17 protein-coding genes are annotated in these 17,192 nt (G+C 61.3%); 5 read left to right on the forward strand and 12 right to left on the reverse strand.

Annotation, left to right across the window (positions count from 1 at the left end):
* Positions 1-3: 3 nt before the first annotated feature.
* From ACVHNU_RS16790 to ACVHNU_RS16800, 3 genes are all read right to left on the reverse strand, one after another.
* Positions 4-825 (reverse strand): substrate-binding periplasmic protein, encoded by an 822-nt coding sequence (locus tag ACVHNU_RS16790; RefSeq protein WP_103521832.1) that lies wholly within the window; start codon positions 823-825, stop codon positions 4-6.
* A gap of 80 nt (positions 826-905) precedes the next feature.
* On the reverse strand, positions 906-1,835 hold the full coding sequence (locus ACVHNU_RS16795) for an electron transfer flavoprotein subunit alpha/FixB family protein (RefSeq protein WP_007961977.1): 930 nt from the start codon (positions 1,833-1,835) through the stop codon (positions 906-908).
* Positions 1,836-2,585 (reverse strand): electron transfer flavoprotein subunit beta/FixA family protein, encoded by a 750-nt coding sequence (locus tag ACVHNU_RS16800; RefSeq protein ID WP_003226982.1) that lies wholly within the window; start codon positions 2,583-2,585, stop codon positions 1,836-1,838. It lies immediately after the preceding gene.
* Positions 2,586-3,110: 525 nt separating this feature from the next.
* Here ACVHNU_RS16800 and ACVHNU_RS16805 point away from each other — a divergent pair.
* Positions 3,111-4,775, forward strand: coding sequence for an electron transfer flavoprotein-ubiquinone oxidoreductase (locus ACVHNU_RS16805; RefSeq protein ID WP_473017870.1), 1,665 nt, complete (start codon positions 3,111-3,113; stop codon positions 4,773-4,775).
* Between the two features lie 183 nt (positions 4,776-4,958).
* On the opposite strand, the gene ACVHNU_RS16810 is transcribed toward ACVHNU_RS16805, so the two are convergent.
* The gene (locus tag ACVHNU_RS16810) at positions 4,959-5,849 is read right to left on the reverse strand and encodes an AraC family transcriptional regulator (protein WP_003226986.1); all 891 of its coding nucleotides are present in this window, start codon (positions 5,847-5,849) and stop codon (positions 4,959-4,961) included.
* Between the two features lie 190 nt (positions 5,850-6,039).
* Here ACVHNU_RS16810 and ACVHNU_RS16815 point away from each other — a divergent pair, with 190 nt between their 5' ends.
* Positions 6,040-7,092, forward strand: coding sequence for an NAD(P)-dependent alcohol dehydrogenase (locus ACVHNU_RS16815; RefSeq protein ID WP_473017871.1), 1,053 nt, complete (start codon positions 6,040-6,042; stop codon positions 7,090-7,092).
* On the opposite strand, the gene ACVHNU_RS16820 is transcribed toward ACVHNU_RS16815, so the two are convergent.
* The 6 genes from ACVHNU_RS16820 to ACVHNU_RS16845 all read right to left on the reverse strand — a co-directional run bounded on the left by ACVHNU_RS16820 (position 7,089) and on the right by ACVHNU_RS16845 (position 12,919).
* Positions 7,089-7,892, reverse strand: coding sequence for an IclR family transcriptional regulator (locus ACVHNU_RS16820; protein WP_473017872.1), 804 nt, complete (start codon positions 7,890-7,892; stop codon positions 7,089-7,091). The two genes, ACVHNU_RS16815 and ACVHNU_RS16820, sit on opposite strands and share 4 nt — an antisense overlap.
* Before the next feature lie 60 nt (positions 7,893-7,952).
* Positions 7,953-9,257, reverse strand: a complete 1,305-nt coding sequence (locus tag ACVHNU_RS16825) for an MFS transporter (protein WP_338802674.1) — start codon at positions 9,255-9,257, stop codon at positions 7,953-7,955.
* Positions 9,258-9,429: 172 nt separating this feature from the next.
* Positions 9,430-10,578: a galactonate dehydratase gene (dgoD, locus tag ACVHNU_RS16830; protein WP_003226991.1), complete on the reverse strand. Its 1,149-nt coding sequence runs from the start codon at positions 10,576-10,578 to the stop codon at positions 9,430-9,432.
* A gap of 33 nt (positions 10,579-10,611) precedes the next feature.
* On the reverse strand, positions 10,612-11,232 hold the full coding sequence (locus ACVHNU_RS16835; RefSeq protein WP_003226992.1) for a 2-dehydro-3-deoxy-6-phosphogalactonate aldolase: 621 nt from the start codon (positions 11,230-11,232) through the stop codon (positions 10,612-10,614).
* Between the two features lie 19 nt (positions 11,233-11,251).
* Positions 11,252-12,241 carry a 2-dehydro-3-deoxygalactonokinase gene (locus ACVHNU_RS16840; protein WP_473017874.1) on the reverse strand — a complete coding sequence of 330 codons (990 nt, stop codon included), beginning with the start codon at positions 12,239-12,241 and terminating at the stop codon, positions 11,252-11,254.
* Positions 12,242-12,439: 198 nt separating this feature from the next.
* Positions 12,440-12,919, reverse strand: coding sequence for a GNAT family N-acetyltransferase (locus ACVHNU_RS16845; RefSeq protein ID WP_003226995.1), 480 nt, complete (start codon positions 12,917-12,919; stop codon positions 12,440-12,442).
* A 215-nt stretch (positions 12,920-13,134) separates the two neighbouring features.
* Here ACVHNU_RS16845 and ACVHNU_RS16850 point away from each other — a divergent pair, with 215 nt between their 5' ends.
* From ACVHNU_RS16850 to ACVHNU_RS16860, 3 genes are all read left to right on the forward strand, one after another.
* A complete protein-coding gene (locus tag ACVHNU_RS16850; protein WP_473017876.1) occupies positions 13,135-13,788 on the forward strand; it encodes an HD domain-containing protein in 654 nt (217 codons plus the stop codon).
* A gap of 97 nt (positions 13,789-13,885) precedes the next feature.
* Complete coding sequence (locus ACVHNU_RS16855; RefSeq protein ID WP_003227000.1) at positions 13,886-14,230, forward strand: hypothetical protein; 345 nt, start codon at positions 13,886-13,888, stop codon at positions 14,228-14,230.
* A gap of 44 nt (positions 14,231-14,274) precedes the next feature.
* Positions 14,275-14,529, forward strand: a complete 255-nt coding sequence (locus tag ACVHNU_RS16860; RefSeq protein ID WP_103484720.1) for a hypothetical protein — start codon at positions 14,275-14,277, stop codon at positions 14,527-14,529.
* Positions 14,530-14,680: 151 nt separating this feature from the next.
* On the opposite strand, the gene ACVHNU_RS16865 is transcribed toward ACVHNU_RS16860, so the two are convergent.
* Together ACVHNU_RS16865 and ACVHNU_RS16870 are read right to left on the reverse strand one after the other, a co-directional pair.
* The gene (locus tag ACVHNU_RS16865; protein WP_473017877.1) at positions 14,681-15,610 is read right to left on the reverse strand and encodes a PfkB family carbohydrate kinase; all 930 of its coding nucleotides are present in this window, start codon (positions 15,608-15,610) and stop codon (positions 14,681-14,683) included.
* Positions 15,603-17,069, reverse strand: a complete 1,467-nt coding sequence (locus ACVHNU_RS16870) for a purine-cytosine permease family protein (RefSeq protein WP_473017878.1) — start codon at positions 17,067-17,069, stop codon at positions 15,603-15,605. The genes ACVHNU_RS16865 and ACVHNU_RS16870 overlap by 8 nt, the downstream gene beginning before the upstream one ends.
* Between the last annotated feature and the right edge of the window lie 123 nt (positions 17,070-17,192).

Below are 17,192 nucleotides of genomic sequence, written 5' to 3' on the forward strand. Positions count from 1 at the left end.
TCCCTACTGTTTTGGGGCACTGACAGATGGCTGCGGCTGTTGCTGCTGAGCCTTCCAGCGCTCGATGTTGCGTTGCAGCGCGGCTTCGGTCAGTCCGGACGCGGGCAATTCTGTCATCTTTTTAGCGAGCTGTCCGCGCAACCACGGATCGTTGCAGGCCGAGTTGTGCGAAACCGCGAGGAACAGCCCCGGTCGGTCGATCGGTTGCTCGAAGGCCAGCAGATCATTGGCCATGCCCAATGCCTGCGCGGCAGCCATGCCCGAGTAGCGCCCGGCGAGTACATATTCGACTTCACCCAGCAGAAGTTTCTGAAAGGCTTGAGTGATGTTTGCCGTCCGGGTCAGGGTCAGATTCTGCTCGGCGAAAGTGCCGAATGCCTGGGTCATACGAGACTTTTCCGACAACCCGCCGGTGTGCCCGTGCAGATCCTTGGCTTCGCTGTAGACCAGCGTCGAGCCTTTGCGTGTCCACACCAGATAGTCGTTTTCCAGCAACGGCGGATAGATGTAGTCGAGGTTTTCCAGCTCGTTGAACATCAGCGGCGTGTCGGCCAGCATGTCCATGCGCCCGCTGCGCACCTCATCGAGGGCCTGCGAGCGTTTGCCGGCGTAGAGCAGTTCGACCTTGATCCCCAGATCCTTGGCCACTTGCTGCAACAGGTCGGCACTGGCGCCGATCAAGTGCCTGGGATTCTGCGGATCCTGCCACAGGTACGGCGGCGCATCCGGGCTGCCGGTGACGACGAGGCGTTCACACTTGCCGGCAGCCGCAGCCATCCCCGGCAACAGGATCAATCCCAATAACAACCTGCGGCGCAGATCCATGGCAAAACGCTCCCACTCAAATCCGAGACAAAAAAAAGCCCGACCAGAAGGTCGGGCTCTTTATAAGTGAAGCCGCCGGATTAGACCAGCTTCTCCAGCTCAGGTACCGCTTCGAACAGATCCGCCACCAGACCGTAATCGGCCACCTGGAAGATCGGCGCTTCTTCGTCCTTGTTGATCGCAACGATCACTTTGGAGTCTTTCATGCCGGCCAGGTGCTGGATCGCGCCGGAGATACCGACGGCGATGTACAGCTGTGGCGCAACGATCTTGCCGGTCTGACCGACCTGCATGTCGTTCGGTACGAAACCTGCGTCGACCGCAGCGCGCGAAGCACCGACGGCAGCGCCCAGCTTGTCGGCCAGGGCGTACAGGTGTTTGAAGTTGTCACCGTTCTGCATGCCGCGGCCGCCGGAAACGACGATCTTGGCAGCGGTCAGCTCAGGACGATCGGACTTGGCCAGTTCTTCGCTGACGAAGCTGGAAGTGCCGGCGTCGTGCGCAGCCGCTACGGCTTCAACAGCCGCCGAACCACCTTCAGCGGCAACCGGGTCGAAACCGGTGGCACGCACGGTGATCACTTTGATCGCTGCGGTCGATTGCACGGTAGCGATGGCGTTACCGGCGTAGATCGGACGCTTGAAGGTGTCGGCGCTTTCTACCGAGATGATCTCGGAGATCTGGTCAACGTCCAGCGCAGCGGCAACGCGCGGCAGGATGTTTTTGCCGTTGGACGTGGCGGCAGCCAGGATGTGGCTGTAGCCCTTGCCCAGCTCTGCAACCAGAGGAGCGACGTTTTCCGGCAGCTGATGCGCGTAAGCGGCATTGTCAGCGTTCAGGACTTTGCTCACGCCAGCGATTTTCGCAGCGGCTTCAGCCACGGCGCCAGCGCCCTGACCTGCAACCAGCACATGGATGTCGCCGCCGATTTTGGCTGCAGCAGCCACGGTGTTCAGTGTGGCCGGGGCCAGCACTTTGTTGTCGTGTTCAGCAATAACCAAGATAGTCATTTAGATTACCTTCGCTTCGTTTTTCAGTTTCTCGACCAGTTCAGCCACCGACTTGACCTTGATGCCCGCGCTGCGTGCAGCCGGCGCTTCGACTTTCAGGGTCTTGTTGGTGGAGGCGGTGGAAACGCCCAAAGCGTCCGGAGTCAGCACTTCGAGAGGCTTCTTCTTGGCTTTCATGATGTTTGGCAGGGACGCATAACGCGGCTCGTTCAAACGCAGGTCGGTGGTGACGATCGCTGGCAGTTTTAGGGAAACGGTCTGCGCGCCGCCGTCGATTTCGCGGGTCACGGCAACGCTGTCGCCGGAGACTTCGACTTTCGAGGCGAAAGTGCCCTGACCGTAGCCGCTCAGTGCAGCGAGCATCTGGCCGGTCTGGTTGTTGTCGCTGTCGATCGCCTGTTTGCCCAGGATCACCAGCTGAGGCTGTTCCTTGTCGACCACTGCCTTGAGCAGCTTGGCCACGGCCAGCGAAGTCAGGTCTTCAGCGGATTCGACGAGGATGGCGCGGTCGGCACCCAGAGCCAGTGCGGTACGCAGCTGTTCCTGAGCGGTGGACGGGCCGATGGAGACGACGACGATTTCAGTCGCAACACCTTTCTCTTTCAGGCGTACGGCTTCTTCCACTGCGATTTCGCAGAACGGGTTCATCGACATCTTGACGTTGGCGAGGTCTACGCCGGAATTGTCCGCCTTGACGCGGACCTTGACGTTGTAATCCACAACGCGTTTGACAGCTACAAGAACCTTCATGGATTCCTCGTTACTCTCCGGTGAAAAGAAAGTCGCCTAGGCGAACCTGGCGGTTGATGCTCATCGAGCACAAGGGCACCTCTAAAAACGCCGGCTGGGGGCGATGACCGTTCGTCAGTGGTGACCAACAAGTCATTGGATCTGCACGGTGTGTAAACTGCGCGCCGGACTTGCGCTGCGCATCACCTTGTACTGCCTGTGCCCTGTCTTTAGAGGTGCTCTTGAAACCGCCAGTCTGCCTACGGCGAGCGCAAAACCGCCCGTATCTTGACCGGAACGCCTATTCCGGTCAATACGGCAAAATGGTCGTTCATAAGCCGCGCTTCTTTGATTTCTCTGGGCTGGAGCCGATTCAAACAAACGTTTGTATTGGACGCTCAGAGTGGTGTAGATATAATGCGCCGCCTAGAGAGAAAGGTGGTTTCCCATTATTACCCTTGACGTTAACGTAAAGGCAATAACGGATGCGACACCGAACCTCCAAATTAGAAAAAAAACTGTTGAGCCTTGAGTAGGAGATAGCCTGTGGAACGCGAATACATGGAATTCGACGTGGTCATCGTCGGTGCCGGCCCCGCTGGCCTGTCCGCCGCCTGCCGTCTGAAGCAGAAGGCCGCCGAAGCCGGTAAGGAAATCAGCGTCTGCGTGGTCGAAAAAGGCTCCGAAGTCGGCGCACACATCCTTTCCGGTGCCGTGTTCGAACCACGCGCTCTGAACGAACTGTTCCCGGACTGGAAAGAACTCGGCGCCCCGCTGAACACCCCGGTCACCCGCGATGACATTTTCGTGCTGAAAAACGCCGAAAGCGCGCAGAAAATTCCTGACTTCTTTGTGCCCAAGACCATGCACAACGAAGGCAACTACATTATTTCCCTCGGCAACCTGTGCCGCTGGCTGGCCCAGCAGGCCGAGAACCTGGGTGTGGAAATCTACCCGGGTTTCGCCGCTCAGGAAGCGCTGATCGACGAAAACGGCATCGTGCGCGGGATCATCACCGGTGATCTGGGCGTCGACCGCGAAGGCAACCCGAAAGAAGGCCTGTACACCCCGGGCATGGAACTGCGTGGCAAGTACACGCTGTTCGCCGAAGGCTGCCGTGGTCACATCGGCAAGCAACTGATCAAGCGCTACAACCTCGACAGCGATGCCGACGCCCAGCACTACGGCATCGGCCTCAAAGAAATCTGGGAAATCGACCCGGCCAAACACCAGCCAGGCCTGGTGGTGCACACCGCCGGTTGGCCGCTGGACATCATGGGCACCGAAAACACCGGTGGCTCGTTCCTCTATCACCTGGAAAACAACCAGGTGGTGGTCGGCCTGATCGTTGACCTGTCCTACAGCAACACCTACCTGTCGCCGTTCGACGAGTTCCAGCGCCTCAAGCACCACCCGGTGCTGGCTCAGTACCTGGAAGGCGGCAAGCGCGTCAGCTACGGCGCCCGCGCGATCTGCAAGGGTGGCCTGAACTCGCTGCCGAAAATGGTCTTCAAGGGCGGCGCGCTGATCGGTTGCGACCTCGGCACCCTGAACTTCGCCAAGATCAAAGGCAGCCACACCGCGATGAAGTCCGGCATGCTCGCCGCTGAATCGGTGGCCGACGCACTGTTCGCCGAGAAGGATGGCACTGAAGAGCTGACCTCCTACGTCGACGCGTTCAAGAAGAGCTGGCTCTACGAAGAATTGTTCGCCAGCCGCAACTTCGGCCCGGCGATCCACAAGTTCGGCGCGATCGTCGGCGGCGGTTTCAACTGGCTGGACCAGAACATCTTCGGCGGCAAACTGCCGTTCACCCTGCACGACACCAAGCCGGACTACGCCTGCCTGAAGCTCGCGGCCGACTGCAAGAAGATCGACTATCCGAAGCCGGACGGCAAACTCAGCTTCGACAAGCTGAGCTCGGTGTTCATCTCCGGTACCAACCACGAAGAAGAACAGCCGTGCCACCTGAAGCTCACCGACCCGAGCATCCCGATCAGCAAGAACCTGCCGCTGTACGATGAACCGGCGCAGCGCTACTGCCCGGCCGGCGTGTACGAAGTGATCACCAAGGAAGACGGCGAAAAACGCTTCCAGATCAACGCCCAGAACTGCGTGCACTGCAAGACCTGTGACATCAAGGACCCTTCGCAGAACATCACCTGGGTCACGCCGGAAGGCGCTGGCGGCCCGACTTACCCGAACATGTAAGCTGAACCGCTGAACATCAAGGCTCCCGAAATGGGGGCCTTTTTGTTGCCTAGGATTTTTTCCACAGCGCATGACTCATGTGGGAGCGGGCTTGCTCGCGAATGCGGTGTGTCAGTTGACGGATAGGTTGCCTGACACGCAGCCTTCGCGAGCAAGCCCGCTCCCACAGGGATCATCGTCGAATCAGGCTACGCGCTCGTCCCCCGGGCTACGCTCGAAATAGCGCTTGTACTCACGACTGAACTGCGACGTACTCTGATACCCCACCCGATGCGCCACCTGCGCCACGCCCAGCCCTTCGGCCACCAGCAACGTCTGCGCCTTGAGCAACCGCAAGCGTTTCAGATACTGCACTGGCGACAACAGCGTGCTGCGCTTGAAGTGCTCATGGAACGACGAAACACTCATGTTGGCGCAACCGGCCAATGTCTCGACATTCAGCGGCTCGGTGTAATGCGCATGCAGATGGCTGATCGACGCCGCCACCCGGGCAAACTGCCCCTGCTGTTCCACCAGCGCGCGCAACACATCGGCCTGCGGTCCGCGCAGCGCGGTGAACAACAATTCACGCACCCGCGCCGGCCCGAGAATCTGCCGCTCCAGCGGATCATGCAGGCAACGCAGCAAGCGTTCGACACAACCACGCATGTCATCGTCGAGCACCACCGAGGTCATCGACTCCGGGGTCTGCGCCGGAATGTGCCGCCCCGGCGCCAGCCCCATGGCCAGCACCAGCTCGCCGAGCAACACCCGGTCAATCGCTACCGACACGCCGAGCAACGGCGCATCCGGCAAGGCAAAGGTTTCGCACTCGAACGGCACCGGCAGCGCCTGAATCAGGTAATGCCCGGCGCCATACTCCATGGTGCGCGGGCCGAGAAACGCCAGTTTGCTGCCCTGAGCGATGATCATCAGGCTCGGCTCATAAATGTGCGGGCCACGCGCCACGTCGCAACTGGCACGCAATACCTGCACGCCGGGCAGCCCGGTCTGGCTGTAACCATCGCGGAGCGCCAGCGGCTCGATCAGCGAAACCAGGGTGGCATTGGCATCAAGGTGACGGGTCAACTGCATCGGAGGGGTCTTCAAAAAAGTCACGGAAAAAGGCATGCAAGCATCATCGCAGATCCTTTTGCCAATGCGCTTGCCCAGACCTGCATGCCGGAGGATTAGGCATGAGACCCGGAGGAATCGTCATGGCCGCAGCAGCAGACGGCGCCCAAAATGCGCCACCTCACCTGTCACTGCTTCTGCGAGGTTCCTCATGTACACCGCTATCGGTTATGCCGCCCAATCGGCCACCACTCCCCTCGCCCCGATGAAATTCGAACGCCGCAGCCCACGCGCTGACGACGTGGCGATCGAGATCCTCTACTGCGGCGTCTGCCACTCCGATATCCACCAGGCCCGCAACGAATGGGGCATCGCCGTTTATCCGTTGATGCCCGGCCATGAGATCGTCGGAAAAGTCACCGCCATCGGTGCGAATGTCACCCAACATAAAGTCGGCGATCTGGTCGGTGTCGGCTGCATGGTCGACTCCTGCCGCACCTGCGCCGCCTGCCAGCAGAACCTTGAGCAATACTGCCTCGAAGGCCCGACCATGACCTACGCCACCCCGGACCGGGTCGATGGCAGCAACACCATGGGCGGTTATTCGGACAGCATCGTCGTCAGCGAGCACTTCGTCGTGCGCATCCCTGAAAAGCTGGATCTGGCCAGCGCTGCGCCGATTCTCTGCGCCGGCATCACCACCTACTCGCCGCTCAAGCACTACGGGGTCAAGGCCGGTGACAAGGTCGGGATTCTCGGCATGGGCGGCCTCGGCCACATGGGCATCAAGTTCGCCAAGGCGCTGGGCGCGGAAGTGACGCTGTTCACCCGTTCGGCGAGCAAGGCCGAGGAAGGTCGTCGGCAGGGCGCCGATCATGTGATCGTCTCCACCGATGCCGAACAAATGGCTGCCGCTGCAGGCCGCTTCGACTTCCTGCTGGACACCATTCCGGTGCAGCACGACCTCAACCCGTACCTGCAAACCCTGCGCTTTGATGGCGTGCATATCCTGGTCGGCCTGATCGAACCGATCGACCCGCCGGTGCATGCTGCCAACCTGGTGCTGGGCCGCCGCGTACTGGCCGGTTCGTTGATCGGCGGCATCGCTGAAACCCAGGAAGTGCTGGATTTCTGCGCCGAACACAACATCACCTGCGACATCGAAATGCTCGACATCCGCCGGATCAACGAGGCTTACGCGCGGATGATCGCCGGTGACGTGAAGTATCGCTTCGTGATCGACATGGCGACGCTGAAGCTTTAAACCTTCAGACCGAGTTCTGCCGAGAGCCGGGCTGTGACCCCTTTGATCAGGGGAATCAGCTCGGCCATTTTTTCCAGCGGCATGTACGGCACGGTGCTGGCGATGCTGATCGCCGCCACAATGCGCTTGCTCGCATCGCGAATCGGCGCCGCCACACAGCGGATCGACGGTTCGTTGTCTTCCAGATCGAAGGCGTAGCCACCGGCCACGTACTCGGTCATGCGTTGTTCGAGCTGTTCCCACGACTGCTGCGGATGCTGCGGCCAGAACTGACTTTTCCCACCCGCCGGCAGGCTGACGTCGTACAGGCGCTGCCAATCCTGCGGCGAATCATCGAGCATCAACGCCTTGCCGATCCCGGTGCGCGCCAACGGCATCCGGTGGCCGACCCGCGAACGCATTTCCGGGCCGTTACGCCCCGGATTCTTCAGCAGGTACAACACCTCGTCGCCCTCACGAATCCCCAGGTGCACGGTGTCCCCGGTCAACGCCGACAACTCGTCCAGGTACGGCCCAGCCAGACTCACCAGCGGCAACTCTTCGCGCGCCTGAAACCCCAGCTCGATCAGCTTCGGCCCCAGCAGATAGCCGATTTGCGGCACCACGCGCAGGTAGCGCTCGTCGACCAGGCAACTGGCCAGACGATGGGTGGTGCTGCGCGTGGTGCCGATCAGCCGGGCGATCTCTTTCAGATCGCGGGCGCCACTGGCCACCGCCTGCACCACACCCAGTCCGCGAAGCAGCGTCTGGGTGCCGGTGGGCGCGGCGTCCTTGGTTTTTTCCGGGGCGTCTTCCTGCATATCCAGCCTTTACCGTTGAGCGAGGGAACGGGCGGCATTATGGTCGCCCGACGCAGACGACTACAACTCGATACGCTCGACCTTGCCTACCAGCAGCACGTAAGACAATGCACCGATCAGCGCCAGCACCGCGATGTAGGTGATCGCCGGAGCGAACGAATCACCGCTGGCGAGGAAACCGATGACGATCGGCGTGGCAATCGCCGACAGGTTGCCGATGAAGTTGAACACCCCGCCGGTCAAGCCGAGCAAACGCGCCGGAGCCAGGGTCGAAACCAGCGACCAGGTGATCGAAGCCAGCCCGTTGCCGAAAAACGCCAGCGCCAGGAAGGCAATCACCAGCGGCGTCGACTCAACGAAATTGGCGCCGATGATCGAAGTGGAAATCAACAGTCCGCCAATGATCGGCAACTTGCGCGCGAAGCCCACGCTGCAGCCACGGCGGATCAACAGGTCGGAAAAGAACCCCGAGCACAGCACACCCACGAACGCCGCGAGAAACGGCAGCGAGGCCAACAGGCCGGACTTGATGAAGTCCATGCCGCGATATTTCACCAGATAAGTCGGGAACCACGTCAGGAAGAACCACAGCGTCGAGTTCAGGCAAAACTGGCCGAGGTAGATGCCCCACAACTTGCGTTTGCTCAGGACAATGCCGAGATCGGTCCAGCTGAACGAGGCCTTGGCCGTTTGCGCTTGAATATCCACCAGTCCGCCGCCCTCGCGGATCAGATCGATTTCCGCGTCGTTGGCACCTTTGAAATCACGCGGTTCGCGATACACCGCGTACCAGATGGCCGCCCAGATAATGCCCGCCACACCGGTCGCGACAAACACCATGTGCCAGCCGAATTGATGTTGCAGCCAGGCCAGCACCGGAGTCAGAAACGCCAGGCCGACAAACTGCCCGGAGGTGTAGAAGCCAATCGCCGTGGCCCGCTCACGCTCGGGAAACCAGGTGGTCACCACGCGGCTGTTGATCGGATAGGCCGGTGCTTCCAGCGCACCGACCGCCATGCGCAAGACGAACAGCGCAATGAAACTCGCGGCAAAACCGAGCAGCACCGTGGCCAGTGACCACAGCAGCAGCGCGACGCTATACAAAATGCGCGGCGGTACCCGATCCACCAGCCAGCCACCGGGGATCTGCATCGCGGCGTAGGTCCAGCCAAACGCGGAGAAAATCAGCCCGACGTGAACCGGATCAATGCCCAGCTCGCTGGTCAGCGCGGGCGCGGCAATCGACAGGTTGCTGCGGTCGAGGTAATTGATGACCACGGTGATGAACAGCAACACCATGATGAAAAACCGCTTGCGGCTGGGCGTGACTAAAGACGCCTGCCCGGTGAGGGTTTGCGTTGGCATGGGGGGTGCCTCTTTTTATGATTATTTGAGGTCGGCCTGAGGCCTTGCACTAATCCCTGTAGGAGTGAGCCTGCTCGCGATTCGGTGGCACATCCGGCATTGATGTGTCAGGCAAGACGCCATCGCGAGCAGGCTCACTCCTACAGGAGATTTGTGGTGGGTCAGAAGGGACTCACCACTCGGCAAAACTGCCATCGGCATGGCGCCAGATCGGGTTGCGCCAGCGGTGGCCGACCGCCGCGCGTTCGATCACGTATTCCTCATTGATCTCGATGCCCAGCCCCGGCCCGTTCGGAATCTTCACGAAGCCCTGGTCGTAGTCGAACACTCGCGGATCCTTCACGTAGTCGAGCAGATCGTTGCTCTCGTTGTAATGGATGCCCAGGCTCTGCTCCTGAATGAACGCGTTGTAGCAAACCGCATCCAGTTGCAGGCACGCCGCCAGCGCGATTGGCCCCAGCGGGCAATGCAGCGCCAGCGCCACGTCGTAGGCTTCGGCCATGTTGGCGATCTTGCGGGTCTCGGTGATACCGCCGGCATGCGAGGCATCCGGCTGGATGATGTCGACGTAGCCTTCGCTCAGCACCCGCTTGAAATCCCAGCGCGAGAACAGCCGCTCGCCAAGGGCAATCGGCGTGCTGGTCAGCGGCGCCAATTCTTTCAGCGCTTCGTAGTTTTCGCTGAGCACCGGCTCTTCGATGAACATCAGTTTGTACGGATCAAGTTCCTTCATCAGCACCTTGGCCATGGGTTTGTGCACCCGGCCATGGAAGTCGACGCCGATACCGACGTTCGGCCCGACCGCATCGCGCACAGCGGCGACGTTGGCCAGGGCCAGATCGACTTTCTCGAAGGAATCGAGGAACTGCAGCTCTTCGGTGCCGTTCATTTTCACCGCGGTAAAACCCCGGCTCACCGCCTCTTTCGCGGCGCGTGCGGTGTCGGCCGGACGGTCGCCACCGATCCACGAATACACGCGAATCTTGTCGCGCACCTGACCGCCGAGCAGATCGCTGACCGACACGCCGAGGGCCTTGCCCTTGATGTCCCACAGCGCCTGATCGATACCGGCCAGCGCACTCATGTGGATCGCGCCGCCGCGGTAGAAGCCGCCGCGGTACAGCACGGTCCAGATGTCCTCGATGTTGCGTGGGTCTTTGCCGATCAGGTAGTCGGACAATTCTTCAACGGCAGCGGCGACGGTGTGCGCGCGGCCTTCGACCACAGGCTCGCCCCAACCGGTCACACCCTCATCGGTTTCGACCTTGAGGAAGCACCAGCGCGGCGGGACGATGAAGGTGGTGAGTTTGGTGATTTTCATCTTCTTGTCTCTCTTATAGATGCGCCAGAAAGGTTAGCGAAGGGCTTTCCAGGCGGCGACGTAAGCCTTGGCATTGACGGCAACTTGCTCAACGCTCATGCCCGGTTTGAACAGTCCGGAACCGAGGCCGAAACCTTTCACGCCAGCGTCGATGAACGCTTGCATGTTGTCCGGGGTGATCCCGCCGACCGGCGCCAGCACCGTCCCGGACGGCAATACCGCGAGCCAAGCCTTGACCACCGCCGGGCTCATCTGCTCGGCCGGGAACAGCTTGAGAATGTCCGCGCCCTCCTCCAGCGCCGCGAACGCTTCGGTCGGTGTCGCGACACCCGGCGACAGGTACAGCCCCGCCGCTTTCGCCGCACGCAGCACCTTGGCGTCGCTGTGTGGCATGACGATCACCTGGCCGCCGGCCTCTTTCACCAACTCGACCTGCTCCGGGGTCAGCACCGTGCCGGCACCGATCAGGCAATCGGCGGGCAAGGTCTGACGCAGGATGCGGATACTTTCGTACGGCGACGGGGAATTGAGCGGTACTTCGATGACGCGAAATCCGGCTGCATACAGGACTTCTCCGACAGCGGCGGCTTCCTGCGGATGCAGGCCACGCAGGATCGCGATCAGACCGTTTTGTGCCAGTGCTTGCTTGAGCATGTCAGGCCTCCAGTCAGGGTTAACGGGATGAGGAATCGAGCAGTCCGGCGGCCAGCGCCAGTTGCCACAGACCGCGCTCGGTGGCCTGCTCGGCCAGCGTGACCCGGGCGAAACCGCAGGCATCGAGGGCCCGGCCGTAGCGGGCGCAGAGTTGCGCGTTGCCGATGAGGACGATCGAAGGCAGATGCACGCTGTTGCGTCGGCGGCGCTGAGCCGTGGCGAGTGCAGCGAGTTCATGGCCGATCAACAGGCCGGACAAATAGTCAGGTTGTGCACTGGCGTCGAGTTCGCCGGTCAGGCCCAGCGTGCGGGCACTGAACAGCGTCGATAGCACGCCCAGCTCGCCGTCCGCCGACAGCGCCACTTGCACGCCACGATCAAACGCCGGGCCATCGAAAGCCGCGCCGTGCTGTTGGGTACGACCCAGAATGCTGTGATGACTGAGTACGGCGAACACTTCGCCGGTCATGAAGGTGTCGAAATGAGTGATGCAGCCATCGACCACTTCCACCCACTTGGAATGGCTGCCCGGCAGACCGATCAACAGATCGCCGCCCGCCTCGAGCGGCAAATTCTGCAGTACGCCGAGAACCTGGGTTTCTTCGCCGCGCATCACGTTGGGCAAGTGCGAACGCTGAATCACGCCCGGCACGATGTACACCCGCGTGCCGCGCAGACTGACCAGGGTTTGTAGGGAATTTCCGAGATTGGCGACGTTCGCCGGCGTTTCGCAGTAGGCCGCTTCGCGCCAGCCCTGAGCGCTGCCGACCATGCCGCAGGCGATCACTGGCAGATCCGGCTGCGCATCAAGCCAGTCGCCGCACGCGTCTTCGAAGGCCAGTTCAAAACCGTCGGCGCATTCACGACCGTTGATGACTCGCGGCGTCTGCGGTAACTGCATGATCCCGGACGACAGCGCACGCTGCTCCAGCACCACTGCGCCCGCCGCGAGTTTGTAAGCACGTAATGAGGTCGTCCCCCAATCGAGCGCGATCAATTGCGCCTGCATCGCTTCACCTGTTTTGTTTTTGGCAGTGAGTGCGATGGACTATAAACCTTGGCGCAGGAAAATCTCAATATATAAATATCATTCCCATATTGTGGGATACGAACAAAAAAAGATCGCAGGCTTCGGCAGCTCCTACAGAGGCTGGTCAAATCTTTTGTAGGAGCTGCCGAAGGCTGCGATCTTTTCCTGAAGGATCACCTACCCTTCGGCAAACTCACGCAACACCTTGCCATCCATGCGATAGCGCACCCACTCTTCCTGCGGTTGCGCGCCGAGGGATTTGTAGAACTCGATGGCCGGGGTGTTCCAGTCCAGCACGCTCCATTCGAAGCGTCCGCAGTCATTGGCACAGGCGATTTTCGCCAGATGCCGCAGCAGGGTTTTGCCGGCGCCGCCGCCGCGTTGTTCGGGGGTGATGTAGAGGTCTTCGAGGTACAGGCAGTTGCTGCCGAGCCACGTCGAATAGCTGAAGAAGAACACCGCAAAACCGATCGGCACACCGTCACGCAGGCAGATCAGGCCGTGGGCGGTGGCGCCCTCGCTGAACAGGCTGCGCTCGATGTCGGTGACACTCGCAATGACTTCGTGGCGGGCCTTTTCGAAATCTGCCAGTTCGGTGATGAAGGCGAGGATTTGCGGTGCATCGCTGGGGGTCGCCGGGCGGATTTCGATCGTCATGGACGGGCCTTGTCGGAAAAGGAAAACGCCATACTAAGGCCGTGGACGGCGCTCGTCACATGGCAACACAGAGAATATCCTGCTCCGATAGTGCAATGTGCGAGCGGGCTTGCTCGCGAAAGCGGTCTGACAGACAACAATGATGGTGACTGGATTGATACCTTCGCGAGCAAGCCCGCTCCCACAGGGAACTTCGACAATCTGAAAGGATGCTCATGAACACTGAGATTTTTATGCCCGTGGAGGCGCTCGCAGCAGCACTGCTGCCCCACGCCCTCGAACCCGGCGACGACGGCGCCCACGACCTCGCCCACCTGCAACGGGTCTGGCACACCGCGCGCACCTTGCAGGCTGAGGAAGGTGGCGACCTGGAAGTGTTGCTCGCCGCCGTGCTGCTGCACGACTGCGTGTCCGTGGAAAAAAACTCGCCGCTGCGCTCGCAGGCTTCGCGTCTCGCCGCAGAAAAAGCCGCCAACGTGCTGGCCGATCTGGATTGGCCCGAAGGCAAAATCAGCGCCGTCACCCACGCCATCGAAGCCCACAGTTTTTCCGCCAACATCACCCCGCTGACCCTCGAAGCGAAACTGGTCCAGGACGCCGACCGTCTCGACTCGCTGGGCATGCTCGGCGTCGCGCGCACCTTCTATGTCGCCGGACGCATGGGCAGTGCGTTGTATGACCCTGTCGACCCCGAAGCCAAAGCACGCGACTACGACGACACACGCTTTTGTCTCGACCACTTCCAGACCAAACTGCTGCACCTGGCCGATGGTTTCCAGACCGCTGCCGGTCAGCGTCTGGCACAGGTCCGGCATCAGCGCCTGAAGGGTTTCATGGAGCAGTTCAAGGAAGAAATCGGCCTCGACTGACAGTCCTGTGTCTCGACCGTTCGTCGTTCATCAGGCACCAATCCGATTCAAGGGCAGACCAACAACAGGTAAGGATTCCAATCACTGGAGAAGCCCTATGATCTCGTCAAGGTTGACTGCCCTCGTATTCAGCGCCCTGCTCTGCCCAGCGGTGTTCGCCGCTTCCACCACCGCAGCGGGCACAGGCCCCACCGACCCGGTTCCACCGCCACGCGCGCCCGCCATCAACAGTGCCCCCGGCATGAACACCGATGGCTCCGGCGTGCCGTTGATCAACCAGCCACCCGCCACCGGCACCGATCCGCGCACTCAAGGCAGTGATCCCGGTCGCCAGGGCGGCATGAATACGCCAGATTCCCCTGCTACGCCTGACAACTCGGGCGCTGGAATCGGCTCCAAAACCACCACTGGTGGGTCGGGCTCCGAAGGGTCCGGCCAGTAGTTCGCCGACGCGAGCGTCCTATTCACATCCATGAAGAGGTAACCATGAACGTCGATAAAAACCTGGAAAAAGAAGTCCTCACCCGCCTGCTGCATGCCCATCCGAGCGGATTGGGCAAAGAGGTGCTGGACAACTATCGCGGTGAGAAAGTCGTGGCCAGCGCCCTCGCCTCCTTGCAGGATCGCGGACTGATCCACCATGGTCATGTGACCTGCAACGAGGCCGGCGAACACTCGTTGAATTTGCCGATCAAGCTCAGTGCGGCTGGGGTTGAAGCGGCGAGAAAGCTCGAAAGCTGACGGTAGATCCGCAGGCATTTGAGTCCTGTAGAAGCTGCTGCAGGATGTGATCTTTCAAGAGCAAAGATCGCAGCCGGCGGCAGCTTCTAAAGGGGACTTGTGAGCGACGCGAATCCCATGTGGGAGCGGGCTTGCTCGCGAAGGCGGTCGATCAATCGCCGCAGGACTCACTGATAAACGCGTCCACCTCGGCAGCCCCCGGCGCTGTCGCCGGCCCCCAACGGGTCACCGCCAAAGCCGCCGCCGCATTCGCCCGCCGCGCCGCCTCGTGCGCGCTCAAACCCTGCGCCAATCCGGCGACAAACACTCCGGCATGGGCATCACCCGCCCCGTTGCTGTCCAGCGCTTTCACGGCAAATCCCGGCACATGCCGACGCTCGCCACGCTGCTGAATCCAGCAGCCCTGCGGCCCGTCGCGCACCACCATGAGCACATCCTTCGGCAGATGATCCGCCAACCGGTCCAGCGCTTGAGCAATGTCCGTCGCCTCGGTAAAGCGCAGCGCCTCGACGCTGTTGCTGGTCCACACATCGATGCGCGGCAGCAGCGCCTGGATCAACGGCGAGTCCGGCGACTCGACCAACGGCCCTGGATCAAACACCACGTTAATCGCCCGCGGCAGCGCCAGCGTCCAGTCCAGCAGCGATTGCGCCTTGCCTGCATGCAGCAGGCTGTAACCGCTGACGTAGACATAATCGCCCGCCTCGGCAGCCACGCTGTTCAGGTCGTCTTGCGTCACCTCGCCTTCGGCACCGATGTAGGAAATGAAACTGCGTTCGGCCGATGAGTCGGTCAGCGCCACGCACAAACCGGTGTCGCGCTGCGCCGCTTGTTCGATCCCGATGTGGATGCCTTCAGCGGTCATCGCCTGGCGCGCCAGATCACCAAAACGCCCGGTACCGTGACGACCGAGATAGACCACCGGCAAACCATTACGCACGGCTGCGGCCATCACGTTGAAACCGCCGCCAGCCTCGAACGCGGCAGACTGCGCCAGCACATCGCCACCGATTTGCGGTAGCTGATCCACGGCCATGACCAGGTCGATGATGACCTGGCCGGTGTGCAACATCTTAGGCATGAGCATTCTCGACTTGCGCGGCGCGGCGATCTTTTGCCCCACCGAGGACCAGGTAAATGCCACCGGCCACCACGAAGGTCACGATCCAGCCCAGACCGTTGTGGCCCAGCCACGAGTCAGACAAAAAGCCCTTGAACCAGATGTTCTCGGCCGTGGTGCCGATGGTGGTAAAGCTGAAGCCGAGCACGATGGCAATCGCCCACGCGCCGAACGCGCGCCACTCGATGCCGCCGCGATACCAGTAGGCGCTGCTCGGGCTGACGTCGAGCAAGTCTTTGGGGCTGTAGTAATGACGGTGAAGCAGGTCGACGACGAAGATCCCGACCCACGCGGTGATCGGCACCGCCAGCAGCGAAATGAAGGTGATGAACGGGCCATAGAAGCTGTCGGCAATCAGCATGAAGTAGATCGAACCGGCGAAGATCGCCACGATGTCGACCACTACCGCGTAGACGCGTTTGACCTTCAGGCCGAGGGTCAGCGTGGTCAAACCGGCGGAGTACACCGAGAGGTTGTTCGACAGCAGCAGACCGCCGAACGCAGTGATCAGGTACGGCACGGCCATCCATGTCGGCAGCATGTCGCGGATGGCCACGATCGGATCAGTCGCCGAGGCGAGATCGTTGTTGCCCACCGACAGCAGGCCGCCGAGGGTGATCAGCAACACCAGCGGAATCCCCGCACCAAACGCCGCCGAAGCGACCAGCCGCACAGCCTTGACGCTGCGGTGCTGATAGCGCGACATGTCAGCACCGGCGTTGGCCCAGCCGATCCCGGTGCCGGCGGCCATGGTGCCGATGCCGATGATCATCGCGCTCATCGGCGCAGGGGTGGCGTTGAATACGGCGCTCCAGTCGATGGTGGCACAGAGGAAGCCACCGACCAGAATGTTCAACGCACCGAACACGTAGGTCGCCCACTTCTGGATCACCAGCAAGGTGGCGTGGCCGAGGCCGGAAACCGACAGGGTCAGCAACACGAAAATCGCGATGAAAATCAGCGTGAGGACCGGCGCGCTTTTCGCTTCCACCGGGGAGCCAAACAGGATCGAGCACAACGACAGCAACACGAACGCGGCGGTGGTGGTGTTGACGGTTTCCCAGCCCAGCCGCGACATCAGCGAGACCAGCGTCGGGCCGATGTTGCCGCGCACACCGAAGATCGCCCGCGACAGGGTCAGGCTCGGCGCACGGCCTCGGCGGCCGGCAATCGAGATGATCCCGACCACCGCGAATGAACCGGCGGCGCCGACAATCGCGACGATGATCGCCTGCCAGATCGCCAGCCCGCGAAACGCCACCAGCGTGGCACCCAGCGGCAGACCGAGAATGGAAATGTTGGCGGCGAACCAGACCCAGAACAGTTGCAGCGGATGACCGTTGCACTCGGCTTCCGGTACCGGCTCGATACCGCGGGTTTCCAGCTGTCCGGCGCTTTGCCCGGCGTTTGATGAACTCATGAACAGTGCTCCTGTTTGCCTTTATTGTGGTTGTGGCAATGACTCAATAAAACTTGCTTTTGTGGCGAGGGAGCTTGCTCCCGCTCGGCTGCGAAGCAGTCGTAAATCCAAACAATGGGGTAT

The organism is Pseudomonas sp. Ors-4-3C (assembly GCF_055755035.1).

Excerpts from the sequence above, each read along its gene's own strand:
- ACVHNU_RS16850 (WP_473017876.1), top strand. The coding sequence starts at position 13,135 with ATGAACACTGAGATTTTTATGCCCGTGGAGGCGCTCGCAGCAGCACTG.
- ACVHNU_RS16870 (WP_473017878.1), bottom strand. The coding sequence starts at position 17,069 with ATGAGTTCATCAAACGCCGGGCAAAGCGCCGGACAGCTGGAAACCCGC.
- ACVHNU_RS16825 (WP_338802674.1), bottom strand. The coding sequence starts at position 9,257 with ATGCCAACGCAAACCCTCACCGGGCAGGCGTCTTTAGTCACGCCCAGC.
- ACVHNU_RS16855 (WP_003227000.1), top strand. The coding sequence starts at position 13,886 with ATGATCTCGTCAAGGTTGACTGCCCTCGTATTCAGCGCCCTGCTCTGC.
- ACVHNU_RS16810 (WP_003226986.1), bottom strand. The coding sequence starts at position 5,849 with ATGCAGTTGACCCGTCACCTTGATGCCAATGCCACCCTGGTTTCGCTG.
- ACVHNU_RS16800 (WP_003226982.1), bottom strand. The coding sequence starts at position 2,585 with ATGAAGGTTCTTGTAGCTGTCAAACGCGTTGTGGATTACAACGTCAAG.
- ACVHNU_RS16815 (WP_473017871.1), top strand. The coding sequence starts at position 6,040 with ATGTACACCGCTATCGGTTATGCCGCCCAATCGGCCACCACTCCCCTC.
- dgoD (WP_003226991.1), bottom strand. The coding sequence starts at position 10,578 with ATGAAAATCACCAAACTCACCACCTTCATCGTCCCGCCGCGCTGGTGC.
- ACVHNU_RS16860 (WP_103484720.1), top strand. The coding sequence starts at position 14,275 with ATGAACGTCGATAAAAACCTGGAAAAAGAAGTCCTCACCCGCCTGCTG.
- ACVHNU_RS16835 (WP_003226992.1), bottom strand. The coding sequence starts at position 11,232 with ATGCTCAAGCAAGCACTGGCACAAAACGGTCTGATCGCGATCCTGCGT.
- ACVHNU_RS16790 (WP_103521832.1), bottom strand. The coding sequence starts at position 825 with ATGGATCTGCGCCGCAGGTTGTTATTGGGATTGATCCTGTTGCCGGGG.
- ACVHNU_RS16845 (WP_003226995.1), bottom strand. The coding sequence starts at position 12,919 with ATGACGATCGAAATCCGCCCGGCGACCCCCAGCGATGCACCGCAAATC.
- ACVHNU_RS16840 (WP_473017874.1), bottom strand. The coding sequence starts at position 12,241 with ATGCAGGCGCAATTGATCGCGCTCGATTGGGGGACGACCTCATTACGT.
- ACVHNU_RS16795 (WP_007961977.1), bottom strand. The coding sequence starts at position 1,835 with ATGACTATCTTGGTTATTGCTGAACACGACAACAAAGTGCTGGCCCCG.
- ACVHNU_RS16820 (WP_473017872.1), bottom strand. The coding sequence starts at position 7,892 with ATGCAGGAAGACGCCCCGGAAAAAACCAAGGACGCCGCGCCCACCGGC.
- ACVHNU_RS16865 (WP_473017877.1), bottom strand. The coding sequence starts at position 15,610 with ATGCCTAAGATGTTGCACACCGGCCAGGTCATCATCGACCTGGTCATG.